At 33.8% G+C, this 23,729-nt stretch carries 22 protein-coding genes; 8 read left to right on the top strand and 14 right to left on the bottom strand.

Annotated features, from left to right (window positions below; all coding sequences use genetic code 11):
* Positions 1 to 10: 10 nt before the first annotated feature.
* The 3 genes from BXU10_RS14600 to BXU10_RS14590 all read right to left on the bottom strand — a co-directional run bounded on the left by BXU10_RS14600 (position 11) and on the right by BXU10_RS14590 (position 4,383).
* Positions 11 to 1,366, bottom strand: coding sequence for a restriction endonuclease subunit S (locus BXU10_RS14600; protein ID WP_078228073.1), 1,356 nt, complete (start codon positions 1,364 to 1,366; stop codon positions 11 to 13).
* Positions 1,356 to 3,740, bottom strand: a complete 2,385-nt coding sequence (locus BXU10_RS14595) for an N-6 DNA methylase (protein WP_078228072.1) — start codon at positions 3,738 to 3,740, stop codon at positions 1,356 to 1,358. Before BXU10_RS14595 ends, BXU10_RS14600 begins: the two co-directional genes overlap by 11 nt.
* Before the next feature lie 247 nt (positions 3,741 to 3,987).
* A complete protein-coding gene (locus BXU10_RS14590) occupies positions 3,988 to 4,383 on the bottom strand; it encodes a helix-turn-helix domain-containing protein (RefSeq protein ID WP_078228071.1) in 396 nt (131 codons plus the stop codon).
* Positions 4,384 to 4,594: 211 nt separating this feature from the next.
* On the opposite strand from BXU10_RS14590, the gene BXU10_RS14585 reads away from it, so the two are divergent.
* Complete coding sequence (locus tag BXU10_RS14585) at positions 4,595 to 4,948, top strand: hypothetical protein (protein ID WP_078228070.1); 354 nt, start codon at positions 4,595 to 4,597, stop codon at positions 4,946 to 4,948.
* 197 nt (positions 4,949 to 5,145) lie between these two features.
* Here the strand turns inward: BXU10_RS14585 and BXU10_RS14580 are convergent, their stop codons facing one another.
* The 8 genes from BXU10_RS14580 to BXU10_RS25025 all read right to left on the bottom strand — a co-directional run bounded on the left by BXU10_RS14580 (position 5,146) and on the right by BXU10_RS25025 (position 11,244).
* Complete coding sequence (locus BXU10_RS14580) at positions 5,146 to 5,550, bottom strand: response regulator (RefSeq protein ID WP_078228069.1); 405 nt, start codon at positions 5,548 to 5,550, stop codon at positions 5,146 to 5,148.
* Positions 5,550 to 6,806 carry an ATP-binding protein gene (locus BXU10_RS14575; RefSeq protein WP_078228068.1) on the bottom strand — a complete coding sequence of 419 codons (1,257 nt, stop codon included), beginning with the start codon at positions 6,804 to 6,806 and terminating at the stop codon, positions 5,550 to 5,552. Before BXU10_RS14575 ends, BXU10_RS14580 begins: the two co-directional genes overlap by 1 nt.
* Before the next feature lies 1 nt (position 6,807).
* The gene (locus BXU10_RS14570; protein WP_031456493.1) at positions 6,808 to 7,107 is read right to left on the bottom strand and encodes a circadian clock KaiB family protein; all 300 of its coding nucleotides are present in this window, start codon (positions 7,105 to 7,107) and stop codon (positions 6,808 to 6,810) included.
* A gap of 3 nt (positions 7,108 to 7,110) precedes the next feature.
* Positions 7,111 to 7,407, bottom strand: coding sequence for a circadian clock KaiB family protein (locus BXU10_RS14565; RefSeq protein WP_031456492.1), 297 nt, complete (start codon positions 7,405 to 7,407; stop codon positions 7,111 to 7,113).
* 7 nt (positions 7,408 to 7,414) lie between these two features.
* Positions 7,415 to 9,085 (bottom strand): circadian clock protein KaiC, encoded by a 1,671-nt coding sequence (gene kaiC, locus BXU10_RS14560; protein WP_078228067.1) that lies wholly within the window; start codon positions 9,083 to 9,085, stop codon positions 7,415 to 7,417.
* Positions 9,086 to 9,496: 411 nt separating this feature from the next.
* Positions 9,497 to 10,312 carry an SDR family NAD(P)-dependent oxidoreductase gene (locus tag BXU10_RS14555; RefSeq protein ID WP_078228066.1) on the bottom strand — a complete coding sequence of 272 codons (816 nt, stop codon included), beginning with the start codon at positions 10,310 to 10,312 and terminating at the stop codon, positions 9,497 to 9,499.
* A 106-nt stretch (positions 10,313 to 10,418) separates the two neighbouring features.
* Positions 10,419 to 11,006 (bottom strand): TetR/AcrR family transcriptional regulator, encoded by a 588-nt coding sequence (locus BXU10_RS14550; RefSeq protein WP_078228065.1) that lies wholly within the window; start codon positions 11,004 to 11,006, stop codon positions 10,419 to 10,421.
* Between the two features lie 97 nt (positions 11,007 to 11,103).
* Positions 11,104 to 11,244: a hypothetical protein gene (locus tag BXU10_RS25025; protein WP_189328097.1), complete on the bottom strand. Its 141-nt coding sequence runs from the start codon at positions 11,242 to 11,244 to the stop codon at positions 11,104 to 11,106.
* Between the two features lie 262 nt (positions 11,245 to 11,506).
* On the opposite strand from BXU10_RS25025, the gene BXU10_RS14545 reads away from it, so the two are divergent.
* From BXU10_RS14545 to BXU10_RS14525, 5 genes are read left to right on the top strand one after another with little or no spacing between them, the layout of a single operon-like run.
* On the top strand, positions 11,507 to 11,974 hold the full coding sequence (locus BXU10_RS14545; protein ID WP_078228064.1) for a (2Fe-2S)-binding protein: 468 nt from the start codon (positions 11,507 to 11,509) through the stop codon (positions 11,972 to 11,974).
* A 13-nt stretch (positions 11,975 to 11,987) separates the two neighbouring features.
* Positions 11,988 to 12,602, top strand: coding sequence for a hypothetical protein (locus BXU10_RS14540; RefSeq protein ID WP_078228063.1), 615 nt, complete (start codon positions 11,988 to 11,990; stop codon positions 12,600 to 12,602).
* 26 nt (positions 12,603 to 12,628) lie between these two features.
* Positions 12,629 to 14,791, top strand: a complete 2,163-nt coding sequence (locus BXU10_RS14535) for a xanthine dehydrogenase family protein molybdopterin-binding subunit (protein ID WP_078228062.1) — start codon at positions 12,629 to 12,631, stop codon at positions 14,789 to 14,791.
* Positions 14,792 to 14,849: 58 nt separating this feature from the next.
* On the top strand, positions 14,850 to 15,857 hold the full coding sequence (locus tag BXU10_RS14530; RefSeq protein WP_078228061.1) for an XdhC family protein: 1,008 nt from the start codon (positions 14,850 to 14,852) through the stop codon (positions 15,855 to 15,857).
* A 10-nt stretch (positions 15,858 to 15,867) separates the two neighbouring features.
* Complete coding sequence (locus BXU10_RS14525) at positions 15,868 to 16,473, top strand: NTP transferase domain-containing protein (protein ID WP_078228060.1); 606 nt, start codon at positions 15,868 to 15,870, stop codon at positions 16,471 to 16,473.
* Positions 16,474 to 16,570: 97 nt separating this feature from the next.
* On the opposite strand, the gene BXU10_RS14520 is transcribed toward BXU10_RS14525, so the two are convergent.
* Positions 16,571 to 16,765, bottom strand: coding sequence for a hypothetical protein (locus BXU10_RS14520; protein ID WP_078228059.1), 195 nt, complete (start codon positions 16,763 to 16,765; stop codon positions 16,571 to 16,573).
* Between the two features lie 303 nt (positions 16,766 to 17,068).
* Here BXU10_RS14520 and BXU10_RS14515 point away from each other — a divergent pair, with 303 nt between their 5' ends.
* Entirely contained in the window at positions 17,069 to 17,728 is a 660-nt protein-coding gene (locus BXU10_RS14515) for a hypothetical protein (protein WP_078228838.1), read from the top strand.
* Positions 17,729 to 17,897: 169 nt separating this feature from the next.
* Complete coding sequence (locus tag BXU10_RS14510; RefSeq protein WP_078228058.1) at positions 17,898 to 18,350, top strand: hypothetical protein; 453 nt, start codon at positions 17,898 to 17,900, stop codon at positions 18,348 to 18,350.
* Between the two features lie 171 nt (positions 18,351 to 18,521).
* Here BXU10_RS14510 and BXU10_RS14505 read toward each other — a convergent pair whose 3' ends face one another.
* Positions 18,522 to 18,962, bottom strand: coding sequence for a response regulator (locus BXU10_RS14505; RefSeq protein ID WP_078228057.1), 441 nt, complete (start codon positions 18,960 to 18,962; stop codon positions 18,522 to 18,524).
* A gap of 37 nt (positions 18,963 to 18,999) precedes the next feature.
* Positions 19,000 to 23,715 (bottom strand): PAS domain S-box protein, encoded by a 4,716-nt coding sequence (locus BXU10_RS14500; protein WP_078228056.1) that lies wholly within the window; start codon positions 23,713 to 23,715, stop codon positions 19,000 to 19,002.
* Positions 23,716 to 23,729: the final 14 nt, after the last annotated feature.

The following is a 23,729-nucleotide window of genomic DNA, read 5'->3' as shown; positions in this document are numbered from 1 at the left end:
AACCAAATTATTAATTAAACACCTCTTTCTCAAAATCTAATATTGCTTCTGTTTTATTATTTATAGAAGAACTATTTAGTTCAGTTAATTGATTTTTTAAGAAATTAATTTTCTGTGAAATCTCTTTTTGCTTTTTAAGTGGCGGAATTGGAATTTGAATTTCAAAAAAGTCTTCTGTATTAATACTTTCCACAGTGACACTTTTTTTTGAGGCTTTTAAAAGGATATATTTTTTAAAAACATGAACAAAATGTAAATAGTAATATTTATCAATTAATTCTTCCTTAAACGAATATGCTTTTAAGTCTTGATTTATTGAAGTTTCAATATTTGTTATTGCTGTTGGAAAAGAGTGTTGTAGTATGCCACTTCTAAAAACAGATAAAAACACACCTTTTGGATGAACTTTCATACCCGCTTCTTTAACTGCATTTAAAGTTATTTTATCTTCTGCTATATCAATATATTGACCATCAAAATCTTTTGGAGAAGTCCAATATATTTCTCCATTCCAAAAATCACTTCTTGCCTTTGATGGTGTTTTTCCTCCTTCAAAAAAAGCCAATAAATTTTTTATTTTTTCTGTTGTGTATTTTGCATTTTTAAAATCAAAAACATCGTCTTTACTTAGATGGCTAATTGCCCATTTATCAAGTTTTGAATAGTTAATAGTTTTAAATAGTTTTTTTGATTTTAAATCCTTTTTTTCTTGAACTCCCAACTCTTCTAACAAATACTTTTCAATATCAATTTCTAATTGTTTCGATTGTAAAACTTGCACTTGAGCCGATTGTAATTTAGCATTATAAGCTGCTACTATTCTTGTTTGTTCTTCTATTGATGGTAATGGTATTTCTAAACTTCTTAATGTTTCAAATGTTAGATTTTGTCTTACAGAACCTGTTGTACTTTCTTTTATAACATTATTGAATGTATTGGTTTTGAAAAGGAAAAATAAAAACTCTGGTAATAAATTTTCTTTACAACTAAAAACCACATAAGCAGGACTTATATATTCATTCTGATGTTCTACTAATTTTATGCCTATAGAGCCAACATTTATTCTATATGGATTGTATGCTAACCAACCTCTTTCCATTTTTTTATATGGCTGGTTTATTTCGGCTCCTTTTTGAGTGTAAGCATCAAAAATTCCCTCTTTGTTGTTTACTCCCAAAATTCCAAAATCAACTTCTTTCTGTTCAAATATTTTATATTTTTTGCTTTGCTCAACAATACAAGTTCCTAGTTTTACTATAGAATAATTGGAACTAATTAATTTTGAAGTATAGCGTTTTGTATCCCACAAAGAAAATTGAGAGAATGGAACTATTTTTAAATAATTGATTGTTTGACTATTTACCATAAAACATTTCAGGTTCGCTTACCATACCATCTACAATTCGTACTCTACCAATAACATCATCGTTTATTTGGTATTTTATTTCTTTGGTTTCATTAACCCATAATTTATTAGCAATTCTATATCCTGAAAACTCCTCTTCTAATGGGACTAATTCATTTTCTATTACAGAACCAGTTGTACTAATTCCAGCTTTTTCTACTTCAGCAATTGGTATTTCGTAATCAAATAATTTTTTAATCAATGCTTTTGTTTCCATTTCTATTAAAATATTGATTTCCTTTAAAGCATCTGTAAATTTTTTCTTAGCTTCTTTTAATTGCTCTTTTAATTGAGCTTCTTTAATTACCAATGCCTTGTATTCGGTTTCATCAAGTATTATATTACCTTTCTTTTGCCCTTTTAAAACATTAATGTCTTTGATGGTTTTTGCTGTTTTATTGTAATCTATTTCTACTTTTTTAAATTCTACCAATAGTTCGTCTTCTTTTGGTTTGTACTTTACCAGAGTTTGATTTGTAGCTTTTATGGTTGCTTCTTTATATTGTTTGGTTTCTTCGTCAGTAAATTTTTTAAAGAATAACAAACTTGGTTTTACCGTTGCACCACTTGCAATAAACACATCCTGTGGTATTGAAGTAATCAATAAAATTTTAGCTTTGCTTTCTACAAAATCTCTAATCTTTTGCAAATTGGTGTTATTTAAAACTCCTTCTGGCAAAACAATACCCATTCTGCCACCTGGCTTCAATAAATTTAAGCACCGCTCAATAAACAATACTTCAGTAAGTGAACTTAATTTTCCAGTTTTGTATAAACTTAAAAGAGGTTTGTCTATATTGTCATTGACCTGTTTTAATGCATCATCGTATGCCTTACCATATCTTAATCGATATTTTGAAATTCTTACTTGGTCAGTATATTTGTCGGCATCAGTAATTTTCAGTGTTTTTTCAACCCTTGAACCAAATGGTGGATTAGTTAGAATGACATCAAAACGGTTTTCAAATATTCCGTTTACGTTTAATAGTCCATCATTATGATGTACGCCCCCGTGACCATCGCCATGCATAATCATGTTCATTTTGGCAGTCCTACTCATTCTGGGGTTGGCATCTGTACCAAAAATACAATCGTAGCTTAAAACTCTTAAACGGCTATCTGGATTGTTTATGTCTAATTCAGCATTAAGTTTTGCAAATAAATCATTTACAGTTTCATCAACTTTTTCTTTGTCTGCTTCTTTCATCTTCTCGAAAGCAGCATCGAAATACAATGCTTTAATCCGTTCCTTTTCTTCGTGAATTTCTTGTTCAATTTTGGCTCTGACATACTCAAATGCTTTGATTAAGAAACCACCACTACCACAGCAAGGATCACACAATATTTCTCCTTCTTCGGGGTCAAGAATATTGACCATAAAATCTACTACGGTTCTAGGTGTAAAAAATTGACCAAGTTCCCCTCTAAAAGTTCTTCCTAGAAATTGCTCAAATGCAATTCCTTTAACATCATCGGAAGTAGTTGATAGGTTATAAATTTGTAATTCTTCCACAATAGCTTCAAAGCTATTTTCTCTAATTCGAATTATCTCTGAAGATTCAAACAAGTCATCATCTTTAAAATCCTCTTTGGTTTGCTCAAACAAAAACTGATAAAAATCTTTACCATCTTTAGGCTTATATCTTTCATAACTGGATTTGGCTTTTTGAAATTCTTCTTTTGAGAAAATTTGAGCACCAGAGTTAGACCTTTCGTAGCGTATCTTGATAAACAGAATTTTGCTAATTTCATCGAAAGCAGCTTCTGGTGAAAGCTTGTCGTTATTACGAATAATATTATGGCATTTGAAAAGAAGTTTAGAAAACTCATCTCTGGTAAATGCCTTGGTTTGCTTTAATAAATCAGTAATTTTCTTTTCATTATTAACAATATCAGCCTTTGGAATGTCAATAATTTCTTCTAACTTCTTTGGAATATTGCCTTTTACAACTTTAAAAATTCTGGTTTCTTTAATATTAGAAGTAACAAAAAAATCGGCGCCTGCCCATGAAGCGTAATTGTATCCTTGAAAATAATCTTCTTCTCTAACTGTAATATGTTCAGCCTTACATTCAACAACAATTATTGGACTTTTATGTTCATATTTGTCTTTTGAATTTCTCCATATAACAATGTCCGCCATTGCTCTGCCTTGACCACGTTGAGAATTATTAACTTTTACTTCCTGATCCATTTGATCAAGTGAAAAACCATAATCGTTTATTAATCGACAAATGTATTGCTGTCTAACATTTTCTTCTGGCTTAAGCACCAGCCATTTATTCAATAATGGGGCGAATATTTTGTTGTCCTTAATTTGAACTTCTAATTTCATACGAAATGTGTGTTTTATTCTTCTGTTGTAATTTTCAAAAATACTGTTTTAATAATTATTGATTCATGTTGAAGTACTATTTATATAAAAAAATATCATTAACCCAAAACCCTATAGGCCCTGAACACGGCATCCTTTTGTGCAGGTGTTCGGCACAAAAGATAGCGTACAGTAGAAACAGCTCCATAAAAAAAGAGAAACTATAGTAGTCTCTCTTTTTTGAATTAATATATCTTTTATAAAAATCTTATTTCCCTTTCAATATTTTTTCTAAATACTCAACTTTATCCTTCTCTGCTTGTACCAAACGTTCGTATAATTCGACAACTTTGTCAAGCGGGTTAAAATTTGGTTGTATGTTAATTGCATTAATCGTAGAACTATCATTACTTGTAAAAGTATTATTGATAACATTCAATACAGTCTCATCACTATAATTTTTAATCGCTTCCGCAGAAACTCCTAATACTTCCGCAATAGCCTTCAGTTTTTCTTCATCGACAATTTCACTTCCTTCTATATTAGAAACAGACTGCTGGCTCACACCAATTGCAACGGCAAGTGCTTCCTGTTTCATCCCTCTAAGCTCTCTGATGCGGCTTATATTTCTTCCAATATGTTTTGGTTTGGTGGCTGTACTCATAGCTCAAAGATATTTAAAATTCCTGAAATTTTGCTGTTTCGGTAAAATACAAGTCCGCTTTGGTAAGATACAATTTCCATTAGTTCGGTACGGTACTAACTATCGCTTACTTGCTGTGTATAAAACAAAAATACAATTATTCGGACAAGTAGCAACTAAAAAGTAAAAATTATGAATCCAACGATTAAACTCACCTACTAATCAGAAGAGTATGAAAACAGATGAAATTGAAAACATTGAAGCGATCAGGAGATTAACAAACAGCTGCTTGAGAACCTTAAAACCTGCCGGGGATAAAAACGGTTTGTATACGGCAGAAATTAGAGTATCCAATTATTTTGAACTTGCCGCGATTATTAGAAACCTTATGAAGTTATGCATGGTGGCTTTGGATCAGGATTCGGCTGAAATTCCACGTACTATTGAGAGCCAGACAATAGATGTTGGGCAAATATTGGGAGTTGCCCTGCAGTTATTTCCAATTGATGAATTTGAACTGCTAAGTGAAATGGATGCATTGTTTCCTGCAGATCATGACCTAATGCGAAATAAGGAAACCAATTAAATCTAAAAATCATGTATCACACTATTTTAACGCAAAATAATCAAATACATCTTATGAAAAAGATTGCCCTAGCCCTGATGGAAGCGGCATCCTTTTGCGCCGGGGTTCGGCGTAAAAGATACAGCGCACAGCAGGAATCAGCTCCTAAAAAAAACGAGATTCTCTCTAAAAGAAAAAATCTCGTTTTCATATTATTTTTAATCAGCGATAATGCCCAGAATCGTCTTTGGAATTTCGGCAAAAGCTTCGAAAGAGTAGGGTTTGATCAGGTAGGCTTTTACACCCATCAGGTCGCATTTTTCTTTGTAGGATGGATTGATACTTGTCGAATAGACAAAGCACGGAATATCAATTAATTCATTGGTAGTCAGTATTTCCTGTAGAGCTTCGATGCCATCCAGAATAGGCATATTAATGTCGGTCAGGATAACATCAGGAGTTTCAGTAGAAGTGTCTTTCAGGAAATTTAAAAGTTCTTCGCCATTGGCAACCAGACTTACTTTTCTAAAATTAGGATTTTGGGTAAAAGTATCAAAAATAACATCTGCGTCATCATTGTCATCTTCGGCAATAATAATATGTAGGTTATACTTTTCTGTCATTATAAAATTGGAAAATAAAGATTAAATGTGGTGCCTTCATTGGGCGTACTTTCGACCGTGATAGTACCTGAATGGTTTTCCATAATTTTTTTACAAATTGCAAGACCGATACCGTTTCCTGAGTATTCGTTTTTGGCATGCAGACGCTGAAAAATAGTGAAAATTTTAAGCAGGTGACCGGACTCCATTCCGATACCGTTGTCTTTGATCTTAATCTTAACAAATTTAGTGTTTTGATTCGGAATATCAGTGTTAATATTATCATCCTGATAAATCTGAATGAGTGGGGGAGTATCTGCTTTGCTGTACTTGATAGCGTTGGTAATCAAATTAGCAAATAGCTGCCGCATTTGTACCCTGGAGGCTTGTATGACGGGTAGTTTGTTGATTTTAATTTGGGCGTTTTTATCGGTAATGCTAATTTCGAGATCATCGACAACTTCTGAAATAACTGAATTTAAATCTACCTCTGTACGTTCCAGCTGTGCGGTGTGCGACGAATATTGTACCAAATCGTCTATAAGCGAATTTAATCGCAGGGCAGACAATTTCATAACGCTCAGGGATTTAGCATCTGTTTCTATAAGATTATTTCCCTGAATCCGTTCACTGTGCATCACAATTTTACGAAGCGGTTCTTTGAGATCATGGGATATTACGTGTATGAATTCCTTAAGATTACTGTTAATCCTGTTTAATTCGGTAATTTTTTCCTCTAATTCTGATTGATGCTGAATCAGTGCTCCTTCATGCTTTTTCTTTTCGGTTAAATCGGTAATTACGATTCCGATAGCCTCAACTGCCGGTTCAAGATCTGTTAAAGCGATGTAAGCCGGAAATGTTTTTTTACCGGATTCTGATTTAAGAAGTATTTCATGGGTCGTAATACCGTATTCCATCGCTTCGATAAGCTGAACAAATTGTGCAGGATTATCAAAATATTCATGGAGATACGTTCCTATAATCATTTCTGATGATATCCCGGTAAGTTTCGAAAAATAGTCATTGCAATACAATATAAGTCCATCTTTTGAAATACTTAATGCACCCTGCCTGAACTTTTCGATAAGAAGCCTGTAAGTATAGTCGGCCGTTTCCAGCGAATAAAGCTGAGGAACTCCGTTGTTGTGTACAACCAATGCATCGACATCTCCTTGTTTTATAGCATTTACAATACTATTTGACTCAAAAAGTTCTTCCTTTAATGTAGCAATTTCTGCCAGCAATCTGTCGATATTTTTATCTTTGTCTTTCAAATTATCCCCTTATATTAAGTATTGTTAATACCTTTTCTGTGTCTGACAAATCTCCTAAAATGATTCTTCTCGGTTCCGGACCTGTTTTAATCAGCGTAGGTATCGCTACAATTTGATGGATCACAGCCTGCTCTTTGTCTCGGCTGATATCAATAATTTCTACTTCGTAATTATCTACGAGATAAGTATCACAAATCTTTCGTAGATTTTCAATAGCATAACCTGATTTTACAGACATGCCTGAAACGAAAAGAGTAAATGTATGTTTGGTTGTGACAGGGCCATCAGATGAATCTTCCATGTTTTATGCAATTATAGGTTTAATATTAAGTCCTACAAGCACTCTTTCTTCATTAGAGAGGTCACCTATTATTTTACGAATAGGCTCAGGAAATTTGCGTACCAGCGTTGGTACTGCCAAAATCTGATCCCCTTCTGCCAATTGCGGGCTTTTAAGCAAATCAATGATTTCAATGCTGTATATCCCTTTCAAATGTATTTCGGCATATTTTTTTATATTCTCAAGCGCTTTAATTGATTTTGGCGTTTGTCCGGCTATATAGAGTAATAATTGCCATTCGGCTACAACTTCTTTTTTCATAATACTGTTATTTTTTAGAAGACAATTTCGCCTGTAATTCTTCTGTTGCCCTTAGAATACTAAGTTCTTCTTCAGCAGATTCGAATTCATTCTTAAGTGCTTCTATATTGGCTTCCAAAACTTTACGCTTACGGGCAATTTCCCTGTCTTTTCTGCTGATTTCGTTTTGAAGCTTAATATCGGATACCGTTTTTTTGAATCTGTAAGTTTGTCGTGCAGCGCCTGTCAGGATTCCATTTGGTCCTAATTCAACATCCAGCAGTTCTATACCATTATTGTTGATTACAAATTCCCTAACCTGATTCGAATGTCCCATTCCTCTTGCCTTGATAATAAAAATACCACGGTTTCTTTCTCCAATGCCTTCCATATCCCGAACGGTAATCCAGGTATCTACCAAAGAAGAAACCGATTCTTCTGCCAGGTCAGGTCTGAAATTATCTGTTTGTTTGTTTAAAGACGTAAATAAAGCTGTTATATTGTGTACTTTTAGCATATCAATCAGCCTAACGAGCATCGAACGAACTTCGTGTTCACTTCCTACAGAGATCAAATTGCTTATTGGATCAATGATTATAGTCGTTGGTTTGAATTCCCTGATTAATTTTCTTAGTGTAAGCAAATGCAGTTCAAGACCATTTAAAGATGGTCGTGCCGAATGAATTTGCAGTAATCCTTTTTTGATGTGTACATCCAGGTCAATACCAATCGATCTCATATTTCGGACCAGCTGATGTGGCGATTCCTCAAATGCAAAATAGATTGTTTTCTCCTTATTTTTACATTGCTCGTTCGCGAAATAACATCCAATCGTAGTTTTGGCTGTTCCCGCTGTACCGGATACTAATATATTGCTGCCACGATAAAATCCACCGCCCTGAAACATTTCGTTTAATCCGGGAACACCGGTAGAAATGACTTCTGAAGAAACTTCGTTATCCAGTTTTAGTGAGGTAATGGGCAATACTGAAATTCCGTCTTCGTCAATTAAAAATGGATATTCGTTTGTGCCATGTGTTGATCCTCTGTATTTTACAATTCGTAATCTTCTGGTAGAAACCTGCTCGATAACACGATGATCCAGTACAATCACACAATCCGAAACATATTCTTCTAATCCCTGGCGGGTTAGGGTTGCTTCGCCGCGTTCTCCGGTAATGATAGCCGTTACGCCTTTTGTTTTAAGCCAGTGAAACAACCGTCGCAATTCAGCTCTAAGAATAGCCTGATTGTCAAGACCCGCAAAAAGGGATTCTATGGTATCCAATACAACGCGTTTCGCTTTTATGGAGTCGATAGCGTGTCCTAATCGGATAAATAAACCATCAAGATCATATTCGCCGGCTTCTTCAATTTCTGATCTTTCAACTCTCACATGATCTACAACGAGTTTTTTTTCAGCTTTCAGCTTTTCGAGGTCAAATCCAAGAGATTTTACGTTTAGAGTCAGATCATCCGAAGGTTCTTCGAAAGACATGAAAACTCCGGGTTCTTTATACTCTGTAATTCCTTTAATAAGGAACTGCATTGATAACAATGTTTTTCCACAACCGGCTCCGCCACAGATTAATGTTGGGCGTCCTTTTGGGAAACCACCATCTGTAATCTCGTCCAATCCATCTACTCCTGTAGGTATTTTGGGAAATGTAAAACTATGTATTTTTGATTTTTCTTGCATGCTTCTAAATATTCTGTGTATCTCAAATATACGGTTTCTTCTATAATTAATAATTAATATTTATTAAAGATTTAACAGCTGTTTACATAAAATACAAATGATTTTAGGGAATACATGGTATTTATTGCTTATAAATTAAATATATGGTGAAATCTTAAACTTTGTTAAGAAAATGATTTTCGGATATGGGCTATGCAATAAAAGTTCTAGTTAGATAATGAAGTTTGGGTTTTGATAAATATTTTTTGAAAACTGGTGCCTGTGCCGACAGAAGGGTATCTTTTTTTAGAAAAGGTTTTTCACCAGCTCAAAAAAAATATAACCAAAAGCGGAAATGAGTTCCCATAAAAAACGAGACTGTCTCTTCCAAAGAAACAGTCTCGTTTTTATTAATCTAAAAAAGAAAAGAAATTATCCGTGTGCTGCAACAGAAACATCAGCCCATTCTTCCCAGGTGGCAAGTTTTTGTTCATAGACTTGTTTTGCTAATGGAAAAGCAACTTTTCCTAAAAATAAGCGTAGAGGAGGAGTTTCAGCTTCAAGCAATTTAATGATCGCCGGAACTGTAGCACTTGTTTTTCCGAAAGTATCAGGATCATGTCCTTCTGCAATGGCTTTTTTAAGTCCGTCATAAGCATCGATGCTTTTGCTGTTGAATCCGTGACCCCAGATATCAGTAGCATAACCGTTTGGTTCAACAAGGGTTACGTTGATACCAAATTGCTTTACTTCAGAAGCCAACGTTTCAGTAAGGCCTTCAACGGCAAATTTTGATGCATTGTAAAGTCCTAAAACAGGTAAAGCGGCGATTCCCAAAATAGAAGAAACCTGAATGATATGGCCGCTTTGCTGCTTTCTCATAATTGGCAAAACGGCTTGCGTTAACCATAAAGTTCCGAAGAAATTGGTTTCAAACTGCGCTCTTGCTTCTTCTTCGCTTGCTTCTTCTACGGCACCATTTAAAGCATAACCTGCATTGTTGATTAGTATATCAATTTTTCCAAAATGCTGATGTACTTTTTCAACCACAGCAAACGAGTCGGCGCGATTATTTACATCCAGTTTTAAAGGTAAAACAGCATCTCCGTACTGTGCTTTTAAATCAGCTAATGAATCGATATTTCTGGCTATAGCAGCTACCCGATATCCTTTTTCTAAAAATGCTTCTGTCCAGGCTCTTCCAAATCCTTTTGATGCTCCTGAAATTAAAATTGTTTTTGATGACATAATATTTATTGTTTATTAAATTATTTTTATTGATTTATTATTGATTTTTGTCATTGATATTTTTATTTAAGAAGTGACCGAAAGGTCATTTTTTAAGTAAAAAAAATTAGAGGCTGTTTTCCTCTACTATTGATTTTAGGGTATTTGCGACTACATTCATCTTATCATTGTTTCCTGACATTCTCGACATAAGGTAGCCACCTTCCATCATGGCAACCATTACGGTAGCAAAATCTACTCCATTCCAGTCGGTTTTGAATTCACTGTTTGCGATTCCTTTCTTAATAATGTTTTCCAATAACTGCTGATTGCTATTAATTCCCTTATTTATTTTTTCTTTTATAACAGGATTGGTATCATCTGCTTCTGTCCCAAAATTTAACAAAGGACACCCACCAGTAAGCGGTGGATTTACAGCATTACTAAAAAAATCTATATAAGTAAACAATTCTTCTTTCGCTGTTTTGCATTTACTGATTTTGGCCATCAGTTTATCGCCTAAAACTTTCATATTATAATCTACAGCTGCACAGGCAAGAACTTCCTTATTTTCAAAATGAACGTACATACTTCCTTTAGACAACTTTGTGGCTTCCATAATATCACTCATAGCTGTTGCGGCAATCCCTTTGGTATTAAAAATGGGAGCTGCTTTTTCTATGATGAATTGTCTGGTTTCTTCGCCTTTTGCCATTATGGTTGTTCTTTCTTTGTTCTATTTCAGAAGAATTACAATGCAAATATATGACCGATTGGTCATATATGCGAATTTAGTATCATTTATTTCTAAATTATTTTATAATCCGTACAGACTTTCGCGTTTCAATGCTTGATTTTTCATTGGCTCTTGATGAAGTCGACTTGCTGTTCGTTTTTTTTGCAGATGTTCTGGCACTTTCCTCTACGTTGGATTTATGATGTGAAATGTTCATAGCCCGATTTTTAAGTTCTTTTACAAATCTAAAACTGATGACAACCAAAAACTTATACTTTTACAATATTTAATTATATTATTATCAGATAATTACAATAAAATCGCTAATAGTTTATATAAAGTAATTTTTTTAAAACTTTTTTAGAACAATGCCAAATAGTAATCCATATTCTGTCTTTTTTATTTTTTTTGTAAATTAGGAAACGAAAATTGCCTGCTTAAAATCGGGTAATTGTTAATCTTAAAAATAAGACTATAATATGATACAACTAACTGTAAACGGCAAAACAGAGAATTTGGATGTCAGTCCGGATATGCCGCTCCTTTGGGCAATTCGTGATACTTTGGGGCTAACCGGTACAAAATTTGGCTGTGGGGTCGCGCAATGCGGAGCCTGTGTAGTGCATCTGGATGGTGAAGCTGTTCGCTCCTGTGTGACCAAAATGAGTCGTGCAAAAGGTAAAAATGTAGTAACTATTGAAGGATTATCTAAAGATAACGATCATCCGGCGCAAAAAGCCTGGCAGGAAATCGACGTGCCTCAATGCGGATATTGCCATTCAGGACAAATCATGTCGGCAGCGGTACTTCTTCGGGAAAATCCAAATCCGACAGATCAGGATATAGACGATGCCATGGCCGGAAACATCTGCAGATGCGGTACTTATCCACGAATACGTAAAGCGATACATTTGGCTTCACAAATGCAGGAGAAAAATAAAATCTGATAGATAAAAAACTATGTCAACAAAAATAAAATTTATATTGATAGCCATAATGTTAGCTTCCGGTATTGGACTTGCATTTACTGTTTCGAATAATCGGATTGTAGAAAAAGAATATGTTTCCATCGTACCGATAAAAAAAGACAGCGTCGCATCCGTAGCAGCATTTAAACAAGTATATAAAGTTTTGATGAGTCCGCGTTGCGTCAATTGCCATCCAAAAGGAGACATTCCGCTTCAGGGAGATAATAGCGTTATTCACAGGATGCAGCCCAAACGCGGCAAAGACGGAAAAGGGGTGTATGCAATGAAATGTGCTAACTGCCATCAATCCTCAAACAGCCCCGGACTGCATACACCACCGGGAAATCCAGACTGGCATTTACCCCCAGCTGATATGAAAATGGTATTTGAAGGAAAAACGGCTCACGAACTCGCTAAACAATTGGTAAATCCACAACTTAACGGACATAAGGATCTGCAAAAACTTATAGCGCATGCAGATGATGGTTTGGTAAAAGCGGGATGGAACATGGGAAAAGGAAGAACGGTTCCGCCTTTAACGCATGCACAGTTTAAAAAAGCCTGGATTACGTGGCTGCAAACAGGTGCGTATGCTCCTGCAAAATAGTATTGCCTTAATTTAATGATTATCCGATGACTCAAAATAACAACATAGATACTACAAGACGAAATTTCCTGAAACTTACCGGATTAGGTGGTGCTGCACTTTGCCTTGGTTTTTACTTTCCTGCAAATGGCGCGCCGGTGGTGGTACGTCCTTCTGAACTAAATGATTCAGAAATCGAATTATGCCCCTGGATTATTATCAATCCGTCAGGAAAAGTGACTATTGTAAACCACAGGGCAGAAATGGGGCAGGGTTCCTATCAGTCGGTACCGCAAATTGTAGCCGAAGAACTCGAAGTTGACATGAAAGATATCAACGTCATCTTTGCCATTGGTAACGAAAAAAAATATGGAGGACAAATTACCGGAGGAAGTTCAACGATTCGTTCTGCTTATAAAAAACTGCTTAAATTAAGTGCTGCAGCACGTGAAATGCTTATTACGGCCGCAGCAACAAAATGGAATGTTCCCGTAACCGATTGTTATGCCGAATCCGGACACGTAATTCACAAACCATCAGGGAAAAAATTACATTATGGAGAACTTGCTGAAGCAGCCTCAAAACTGGAAACTCCAAAAGAACCAAAGCTGAAGAAAATATCTGAATATAAATTAATTAGAAAGCCACTTAAAAGAATTGACACACCACTTAAAACCAATGGTGAGTTAATTTTTGGACTTGACACGAGAATTCCGGGAATGCTCTTTGCTTCGGTAGAACGCGATCCACGTTATTTTGGAAAAGTTAAAAGTTTTGATGCAACTGCAGCATTAAAAATTCCGGGTGTGAAACGCGTTTTTAAGGTTAAAATGGGATATTATGAGCACATGCGTGAAGGTGTTGCCGTTGTTGCTGCTTCAACCTGGGCAGCTCTTGAGGGCAGAAAACAATTAAAAGTAGAGTGGGACAGCAGCGGTTTTAAACACTGGAGTACGCCTGAGATATTCGAAACGCAAAACAATCTTCTAAAAACTGAAGAAGGAATGTCGCTAAAAACGCAGGGAAATCCAACAGAAATATTGTCAAAAACAGATAAGAAATTAGACGTAATCTATCAAACCCCTTATCAGTCACACGCCGCAATGGAGCCCATAAATTGTATTGCCCATCACAAGGGCGATTCGGTTGAAATTTGGGGACCAATACAAGCACCCGGCTGGGTTCAGGATTACATAAGCAAAAAGTTTGGAATAGATAAAGAGAAAGTGATTGTAAATATGACTTTTCTGGGCGGGGGGTTCGGACGTAAAGCCATGAACGATTATCCATATGAGGCTGTCGCAGTTTCAAAGGAAATTGGCGGTCCGGTTCAGATTGTCTGGACGCGTGAAGATGATGCTACATTAGGGCCATTTCGTCCGGGAATTTCTTACCGCTGCGAAGGAACTATTTCGAATGGAAAAATTGATGCCTTGAAATTCAGGATGGCAGGCCAAAATAATGGTCACTGGAGCGGAGCACCAAAGAACAAACCAAATGGAAGTACCAGCGAAGGATTCTTAAAACCTTATTATGAAAGTATTAAAAACATAAGCATTTCAGATGTTCTTTTTGAGACGAGTATTCCAACAAGCTTCTGGAGATCTGTATATGCCTCCACAAACGGATTTGCCTATGAAAGTTTCATCGATGAAATGGCGCATGAAGCAGGAAAAGATCCGTTAACTTTTCGCCGCGAACATTTACAGGAAGAGCGCTGTCAAAAATTAATTGATAGAATGGAGGAAGTTTCTGGCTGGAAAAACCGTAAAAAAAATGAAGGATATGGTGTCGCTATTACAGAATGTTTTAACTCAACAGTAGGGCAGGTTGTAAAAGTTTCCAAAAACGCTGATGGCGGTGTAAAAATAGATAAAGTCTGGGCTGTCATGGATTGTGGCTGGTATGTAAATCCGGATATCATTCATGCACAGGTTGAAGGCTCTATTGTCATGGGGCTGGGTGCGGCAACTACTCATCAGATTACCTTTAAAGAAAATATTGTTGAGCAGCATAATTTTTATGATTATCCAATGCCCCGTATTAATGAAATTCCTTTAATCGAAGTACACATCATAGATAATGAGGAAGATGCGGGGGGAGTGGGAGAACCGGCACTGCCTCCTTTTGCCCCGGCATTAACCAATGCCATATTTGATTTGACAGGAAAACGAATCAGAACTTTGCCTTTTAGCCTAAAAACAGTTTAAATCAATTAGCAACAATTTAGATGTTCAAGGCAAAATTATTTCAAAAAAGGATTAAAGTATGATGCACGAATTATTAAAGTTAAAAGAATCGTACATTTTAGCCCAGGCAATAGGACTCAAAAGCGTTATGGCTACAGTTGTCGCAATTGAAGGCTCCTCGTACAGAAGACCGGGTGTTCGTATGCTTATTTTTGAAAATGATACAATGGTTGGAACTGTAAGCGGAGGATGTGTTGAAAATGAAATTCTCAAACAATCTCAATCTGTATTTTTGGATAACAAAGCTAAGATTATGATTTATGATGGGAGATATAGATTGGGATGCGAAGGTATTCTGTATATTCTTTTGGAACCTTTTTCTCCTGATGCAGCTGTGTTGGATGCTTTAGAGACCGTTGTAAAAAAAAGGCAAACTCTGCAAATTGAATCTTTTTACACTAAAACAGAGGGAATTCAACCCGGTTTGGGTTCCGAATTTCATTTTGAAGGAAGAAACTTTGCTTTTTCCAATATCCAATTAGATAAAACATTGCCGGCTTACACACAAATTCTTCAACCACGCTTTCATTTAATTATCATTGGATCAGAACATGATGCAATTCAATTATGTCAATTTGCCTCTTTAACGGGCTGGCAAATTACAATTATAGCATCAATAAAAGATTCTAAAACGATTGCTAATTTTCCGGGTGCAAATCAGGTTTTACATCTGCTACCTGAAGAAATTGGTTCTATTTCTATTGACAGTGAAACGGCTGTTATGTTAATGACTCACAGTTACTCAACCGATTTAAAGTTTCTTACAGCATTAAAAAATACACAGCCTGCATATCTTGGTCTTCTTGGTCCGGTTAAAAGACGAAATCAAATATTAAACGATTTTTTTGAATTTACTGATTCTTATAATGAAAGCCTTCTGGATGTTACTTATGGTCCATCGGGTATTAGTATTGGGGCAGAAACTCCTCAGGAAATTGCCATTAGTATTATTGCTGAGATACTTTCTGTTGTACGGAAAGAAGAGCCAATATCTTTAAAATATAAAAATAGTGCTATTCATTCCTAAATCATAATTGATGAGTCAGACAGCCATAGTGGTATTAGCAGCAGGAAATGCCAAAAGAATGGGAAAATCAAAACAACTATTGCCATGGGGAAATTCAACTTTATTGGGCAGTATCATTAGAAATGTTTTGTTAACCGATGCCGATCTTTTTTTTGCTGTTCTGGGGGCGTATCAAAATGAAATTATAGAAAAAATAAACTTTTCTAAAACCAATGTACTTATTAATGAAAACTGGCAAAAGGGCTTGGGCAGTTCTATAACACTTGCAGTTGAAGAAATAAATCAAAAATATACTGATGTAAACGCTGTGCTATTTGTACTCGCCGATCAGCCTTTTATTGGCCATATTCATTTAAACACAATGCTGCAACTTCATCAAAAAGGGGAAGATGTGATTATTATTACCGCAAAAGAGGATTATAAAGGTGTTCCTGTTCTATTTCCGGGTAAATATTTTCCGGAACTTATGTTATTATCTGGTGATGAAGGAGCGAAAGAAATTATCAAGAAAAATAAAAGTCAGGTCAGAGAGGTTGAAACTAAAGATGACATAATAGATATTGATACGTTTGAATCTTATCATGCACTTCATAAAATCCTGAATAAAACAGAATAATTTTATTTTGTGATTTGTTAAAGGCAAGCCTTACATAGGTTAGGAGGTATGTAAATAAAAAACGTTTCGGATTATGGATCTGAAACGTCTTTATTTTTTATTTTTTCTCCTGATTATTCAATTTATCATCGAAATCAGGTTCTTCTTTTTTAAATTTATGAGTATCAACATCATAATTTTCATCGTTTGTTAAAACTTCATCATGATCTTTATATTGATGTTTTCTCATATCACTTCGGGTATCAGAACCACTTTTTTTAGTGCTTTTCGGATTTTGATTATTCGTATTCATAAATATATCGTTTTAAATTTAATTAAAATTACCTGAACTATTAAATAAAAACTTACAAAATAATTTATGAAAATTATATAATATTACTATACTAATTTGATTTAGTAGGAAAATTTAAATAAATATTATTATGAGAACTTTCCTTTAATGCTCTATAATCTATTCTTACGATTTATTTTTGATCAATCTATGCATTTTTATTATAAAAGTTAAAAGTAAAAAAACAACTATGATTTGATTTTTATAGATTTGTAAAGTCTGTTTTCCAAAAATTACCTGGATAAGAATTATAAATTAATGTCAATGAAAGCTGTTACCTCAATATTTTTATTTTTAATGTTTGTCTATTCAAATTCTTACTCTCAATTGAGTTCAGATAAAATATTCGAAAGCTTTAAACAAGGTGAACGCACAAATTGCTCATCGATTGCTTTTATAAAAGCTTCTTTAAATATTTATGGATTAGACAACTTGTATGTAACAGAAATAATAAATGATAGTTTAAAAAAAATAACCCTAAAAAATAATGCGTCATTTCATCTAAAAAATGATGAAATAAGCAAAGCCAAAGAATCGGCTGGTTTTGTATTTATCAAAAACAATTGCGAAAGTGAAAAAATTATAGACTATGCAATATTGACATATGCTGTAATGGCAAAATACAAACAAATTATTGATAAAGAAACAACTTTTGATAAAGCATTAGAAGATTTAGAAGACGGTGAAGTGTACACTCCAACAATTTATAAATATTTAGGTTTCGAAATAGGGAAACAGATACAAAAATTGAAGCGCCAGTCCGGAAGTGAATTTTGTGGTGTTGTAGCATGGTCAACAGCGCATGCCGTTTTTGTTTGCGAAGAATTTATGGATTATTATGGCAACAAAAAAAGTATATGGGAAAAGTATCCTGGCCGTTTTAGAATAATCAATCCGGATGAAGAAATAAAAAATAACCTTTAATAACAGATATTTAGATTTCTTTTGTTAAATACAATTCATTATTACACAATACTTTAGAAACAAATACTGTACTAATTTCAAAAAAAAGAAAAAAAAGAAAACAATAAAGTTGCAATTAAAGTTAATTTATATACTTTTGTTTTCATTAACAACCAATTAGATTCATAAAATGAAGAGCAAAATTATTTTACTAAGTATCCTATTTTTCTTGACGACTGGTGCTATCTCAGCACAGGCAAAAAATGCTCCAAGAAGTATTATCAGTACAACAGCTCTAATCCGTAAATACCATGATCAAAAAGAATTGAGCGGTATGCAAAAAGGAGAACTTTTGGAGTTATACATTGAGCGTATTAAAGTTTTAGTAAAAACGCTTCCTTACATCGCATTAGTTACAAAACCAGGTGTTACCATGTCTGATTTAGGTATTCCAGACGATAGTGAACACAAGAAAACCTTAGATAACCAAGCAGTTGGTACAACAACATTCTTAGATACAACAGTAGAATTTCAGAGAAAAATGATGCCTTATTCAGACAAGGCAAATCTAATCGCTGCAATTTTGTTTTATGAAGGTACATTGAAATCATTACATGAGTTCAATGACTTGAACGAAATGTAAGATTGATTTAACCTCTCTGTATTTCAGATAGGTTAATACTTTAAAAATCTAAAATACTAATCAAACCAATTCATTAGAATTGATTTGAATAATTTATAAATTGCCCATTTCATTTTTTATGAAATTGGGCTTTTTTTATATGTTAAATTTAAAACTTCCCCAACGACTTTTTTATTCTTCTGATTGATTTGGAAAGTGCTTTTTTATAACTTCATGGAGCATTGCGACGTTTAAAGTTTTTTGTCTGTAATCTGCTATCTCTTCTATAGTATCTGCTTTGGCTTTGTCCGCCGGATTAAATGAACTGGTAAGCATTATGATTCTAATTTCTTTTTTTCTTCCATCAGATACTAAAATTTTATAGCTTTTAATAAATTCCCAACCATCCATTACCGGCATATTAATATCCAAAAAAACTAATTGAGGTTGTGGATTTATTGTTTCCTGAGATTCAAATTTTCCTTTATTGCATAGGTAGTCAATAGCTTCTTTTCCGTTTAATGCTACTTGAATATGCTCTGTTATATTTGCCTTCTGGACGATCTTTTTATTAATAAAATTTGTGGCAAAGTCATCATCTATCAATAGAACGCAGTTCAATTTATTTTTCATTTTTTAATCACTAGATTGTTCTCTCCCTTTTATATTCTTAATTTAACGGCAATGTCCATTTAAAAGTACTTCCTTCATTATATTTTGATTCTACCCAAATCCTGCCATTATGCTGTTCAATTATTTTTTTACAATGTGACAAACCTATACCTGTTCCCTGATATTCATTACGATTATGTAATCTTTTGAAAATTACAAAAACTTTATCGGTATCTTCTTTTTTGATTCCGATACCATTGTCAGCGACAGAAAACACCCATTTTTTATCTTCCATTACTGCTGTTATTTTTACTTTTGGGCTGAATTCTCTTTTTCTGAATTTAATAGCATTACTGATCATATTTTGAAATAACTGCCTCATTTCGGTAGCATTAGCTTCAATTTTAGGCAAGTTTTCATATTCTATCACTGCATTACTTTCGTCTATGCTGCTTTTCATATCCAAAACTACTTCCGACACAATTGTGTTGCAATCTATTATACTTGTTTTTCTTTCTTTTCCGATTCTGGAATAGTCTAAAAGTCCTTTTACCAATAGCTGCATACGGGAAGTGGAACTACGAATAAAAGTTAAATAATGTTGTTGGTCTTCATCCAGTTTTCCTGCTAATTCTTCTTCTAATAATTCTGAACAGTGACTCACAGTGATTAACGGCTCTTGTAAATCATGGGATGCGATATAGGCGAATTGCTCCAGCTCGGTATTTTGAAATTCTAATTTTCTATTTTTGGTAAGCATTTCATCCTGCATGTGTCTTCGTTCATTAATATTTCTCAATGTCCCTTCAATGTTTACCGGAAACCCTTGTTCATCATATAAAAGATGTGCATTTATGGAGAAATATACAGGATTACCTGAAGAGTCATATAACTGTACATCAAAATCAGAAATATGACCCTGTGTTCTTAATTTTTTTAATAATAATTCTTTATTTTTTTTGTTTGGATAATAATCAAAAACCGAAGTGCCCATAAATTCCGAGCGAGGAATCTGAAAATTCTTTTCAAACGATGGGCTCACATCAAGCAGAATTCCGTCAATAGTCGTTTTCATATAAATATCCTGGAAATTTTCATAAATGGATCGAAATTTTTCCTCACTGACTTTTAGATTTTCTTTGGCTTCAATTTTATCAGTTATATCACGGATAGAACCAACAATGTACTCAGGCACGTTATTTTCATCATAAATAATTCTTGCATTGATTGAAACAGTATACAATTTAGAATGCACTACTATTTCTACATGATAATTCTTTATTTCTCCAACACTATTAAGTTCTTCCAGTATATATAGCCTATCATCAAGATTATGATAAAAATCTCCAAAATTACTGCCTATAACTTCTTCTTCTTTGATATTAAAATAGGAGCAAGAAGGGCTAATGTCAATTATTTTCTGATCTTTTACAGATGCTCTAAAAAAGACATCATTAACACTCTCAAAAATAGTTCTGTATTTTTTTTCGCTTTCCTTAATTTTTTCATTTGCTAATGCTATTACCAATTCTGTTTTTTTTCTTTCATTAACATTACGCATAGTTCCTTCTACAAAGGCAAGTTCGCCCTCGTCGCTGCTGTATCGTAACTTGGCATTTATTGAAAAGTACAAAATTTCTCCCTTAGAAGTTACAAAGCGTTGTTCAAAATCATTAACTTCTTTTTCTTTAATAAGGGTTTGATAAAATTTGTCAGATTCAGTACGATCATAACAAAAGTCGTTATAGTTTTTACTGATTACTGATTCCCGACTCAAATCGAAATATTTTTCTACTGATGGACTGATTTCTAAAACAATACCTTGTAAATCCCTTTTAAAATAAATATCTTCAAAACTTTCATAGATAGATCTGAATTTTTCTTCACTCAATTTTAGATTTTCTTCTGCCAGTCTGCGTTCTGTAATATCTCTTATAGATCCTACTGCAAATTCAGGTTCATCATTCTCGTCATAAATGATTTTAGCATTAATTGAGACATAAAACAATTTTCCTTTTATTATTATTTCATTGTTAAAATCAATAATTTTTCGTTCGGTAGCCACCTCATTAAACATCAATCGCATTTGAGGCTTGTTATTATATATGATTGACATTTTTTGTCCAATCAGTTCTTCTCTGGTAATACCATTGAAATACCTGCATGATGGACTTACATCCAATATCGTTTTGGTTTTAAAATCTGTTTTGAAAAATACATCCTGAACACTCTCAAAAATTATACGATAGTTTTCTTCGCTTATTTTTAGATTTTCTTCAGCCACTCTTCGTTCAGTAATGTTTCTCAAAGCTCCTACTAAATATTCAGGTTTGCCCTGTGCATCACAAATTAATTTAGCATTAATAGATACATAATAATGTTGGTTTTTTATAATTATTTCATTGTTATAATCACTAATCTCATGTCCAGAAACTATTATTTCTGCCATTTGTTTTAATTGTTCAACATCCGGATATATATTATAGATCGATTGCCCAATAAGCTCTTCTCTTGTAATGCCGTTGAAATAGCTGCATGACGGGCTTACATCTAATATTATGTCCGTTTTTAAATCAGTTTTAAAAAAAACATCCTGAACATTTTCAAACAGGATACGGAAGTCCTGTTCACTTTTTTTTATTTTTCGATGTTGTTCTCTAATTAATAATTGATTTTCTTTCCATTCATCCAGACAACGAACAGAACCTTCAAAATGGGATATCTTTTCTTTTCCTTTTGAAATTATTTTTGCAGTCATCGCAAAAGAACTAACCTGTCCATTTTTTTTCATCAACTCAATCTCGTAATCTTTCACTTCGCCATTTGCGAGTAATTCCTGTTTCATTTTTTTTCTGTCATCCGGATTAACATATAAATCTCCCATATTTATGGAGAGCATTTCTGTTCTTGTATAGCCCAGATAATCGTAAATAGAGGGACTAACTTCATAAAGATCACCTTCAAGAGTAGACATAAAATATACATCCATAATGTTCTCAAAAAATGATCGGAATTTTTCTTCGCTTATTTTTAGATTTTCTTCGGCAAAATGATTTTCAAATGATTTCGATAAAATATTAGCAATGGCTCCTAATAAATCCATTTCTTCCGATAAATAACTGTCAACACACTCTTTTTCTTTGCAACAGCCTATCTCCAGAATACCATATTCCTCTTTATTGAGTATTATATTTTTCCGGGCATTCCAATATGTTTTTTTGTCTTTGGCAATGTATTCATGTCCCGGGATAATGATTCTGCAATTGGTATTTTCCGGAAATTGAAATGCTTCCGGAATTATTTTTACACAGCTGGCAATGATATCAGTCATTGAAAGTGCATTATTGCTGTTAATTTCGAAAATATTCTGTAAACATGTTATCTCTTTTATCCGCCCGTTTAAAATACGGTTATTTTTTTCTAATTCTATTTCGTTTAATTTCTGTTTCGTTGCATTGATAGAAATTGTACTTATCCCAATAATGGTGCTGTTTTTATCCATTATAGGTGATATGAAGTTATTCCAATAATCTCCAAGATGATTTTCTTCTTTATCCTCTTCTATATGTATATTTCCGTTTAGAACAGATTGGTAAATTTTCATGGCATCCTTTTGTACTTTAGGATCCTTAATATATTCAAACAAATTACCTCCTGTTTCAATCTCAAAACCGTATAATTTTCTCACATTATCTTTGTGAGTTGAGTTAAAATTGATATAATTAAAGTTAGTATCCAAGGTAAATATACTGATGCCATTTGGACTTTGGATAGTAGCTTCCAAAATGTTTTTTTCAATATTAAGTTTATATTCGCTTTCACCTAATTTGTTGGCTTTGTTACGTTTTTCTTCCAAGGTGCCGTATAGAAACATTATGGAAACTAAATTAACAAAAAGAAATAGCTGCAACATAAAATAGCTATGAATCCAATAGTCATTGACAGGTTCATCCGAATACACGGATGTACAATATAACGAAATGATAGTTACTATTAAAGCTACGAAGGTTATGGCTTTCAGGTCAAATCGATAAGCAGCCCATATAAGGAAAAAAAAGATAATAGACTCATTTTGTACATTGCCCGTAAAAACAAATATTGAAGTAGCAATTGTAAGTAAAGTCAATACAATAGCTTCTATTTTTTTACTTAGAGTCCACTTCGTTGTTTGTTCCTTTTTGTATAGCCAGGAAAGCACAAAAGGAGTAAACAGAATGGCTCCCAAAATATTAGATCTAAACAGATTACTCCAAATTGCCATGAAATTGTTCATATTGACATACGGAGTGACTGCAAGTGAAACTATACCAAGAGATACACTAATGAAACCTCCAATCAGACAAGCAAAAGTGAAGTACAAAACATTTATTCCTTTGTCAAAAGGGTACTTAGTTTTGCACCACAACTGGGTTAAACGGGATACAACAATAGCATTTAATCCAATAATGAGCGGTCTTAAAACACAAAAAGACAAGGGTTTAACTAATTCCTCAAAAGTTGCAGCACCTCGAAGATAGGGTTGAAATGCCAACAACGAAAATATGAAACTTCCCAATAGTACGCCAAATATCGCCTTTCTTCCTAAAATAATCAATGCGGCTATGCTAAAACCGACGGCAGGGAAAAAGGGAGCTATATTTATTTCAGGAACAAATGAAAATCCGGACGCTTTCGCAATGATGATATATAAAATTGCGGTCGTAATGGTAATTTTTATTTTAGAATTCAAAAAGGGTAGTTTATGATATTCTCCTTCATTTTCTTTTACATTCATCTTTGCTTTTTTTT

The organism is Flavobacterium sp. LM4, from assembly GCF_002017935.1.
Classification (GTDB): Bacteria; Bacteroidota; Bacteroidia; order Flavobacteriales; family Flavobacteriaceae; genus Flavobacterium; species Flavobacterium chungangense.
Note: the sequence above shows the minus strand (reverse complement) of the source record. Positions and strands in the feature narration are given on the sequence as shown.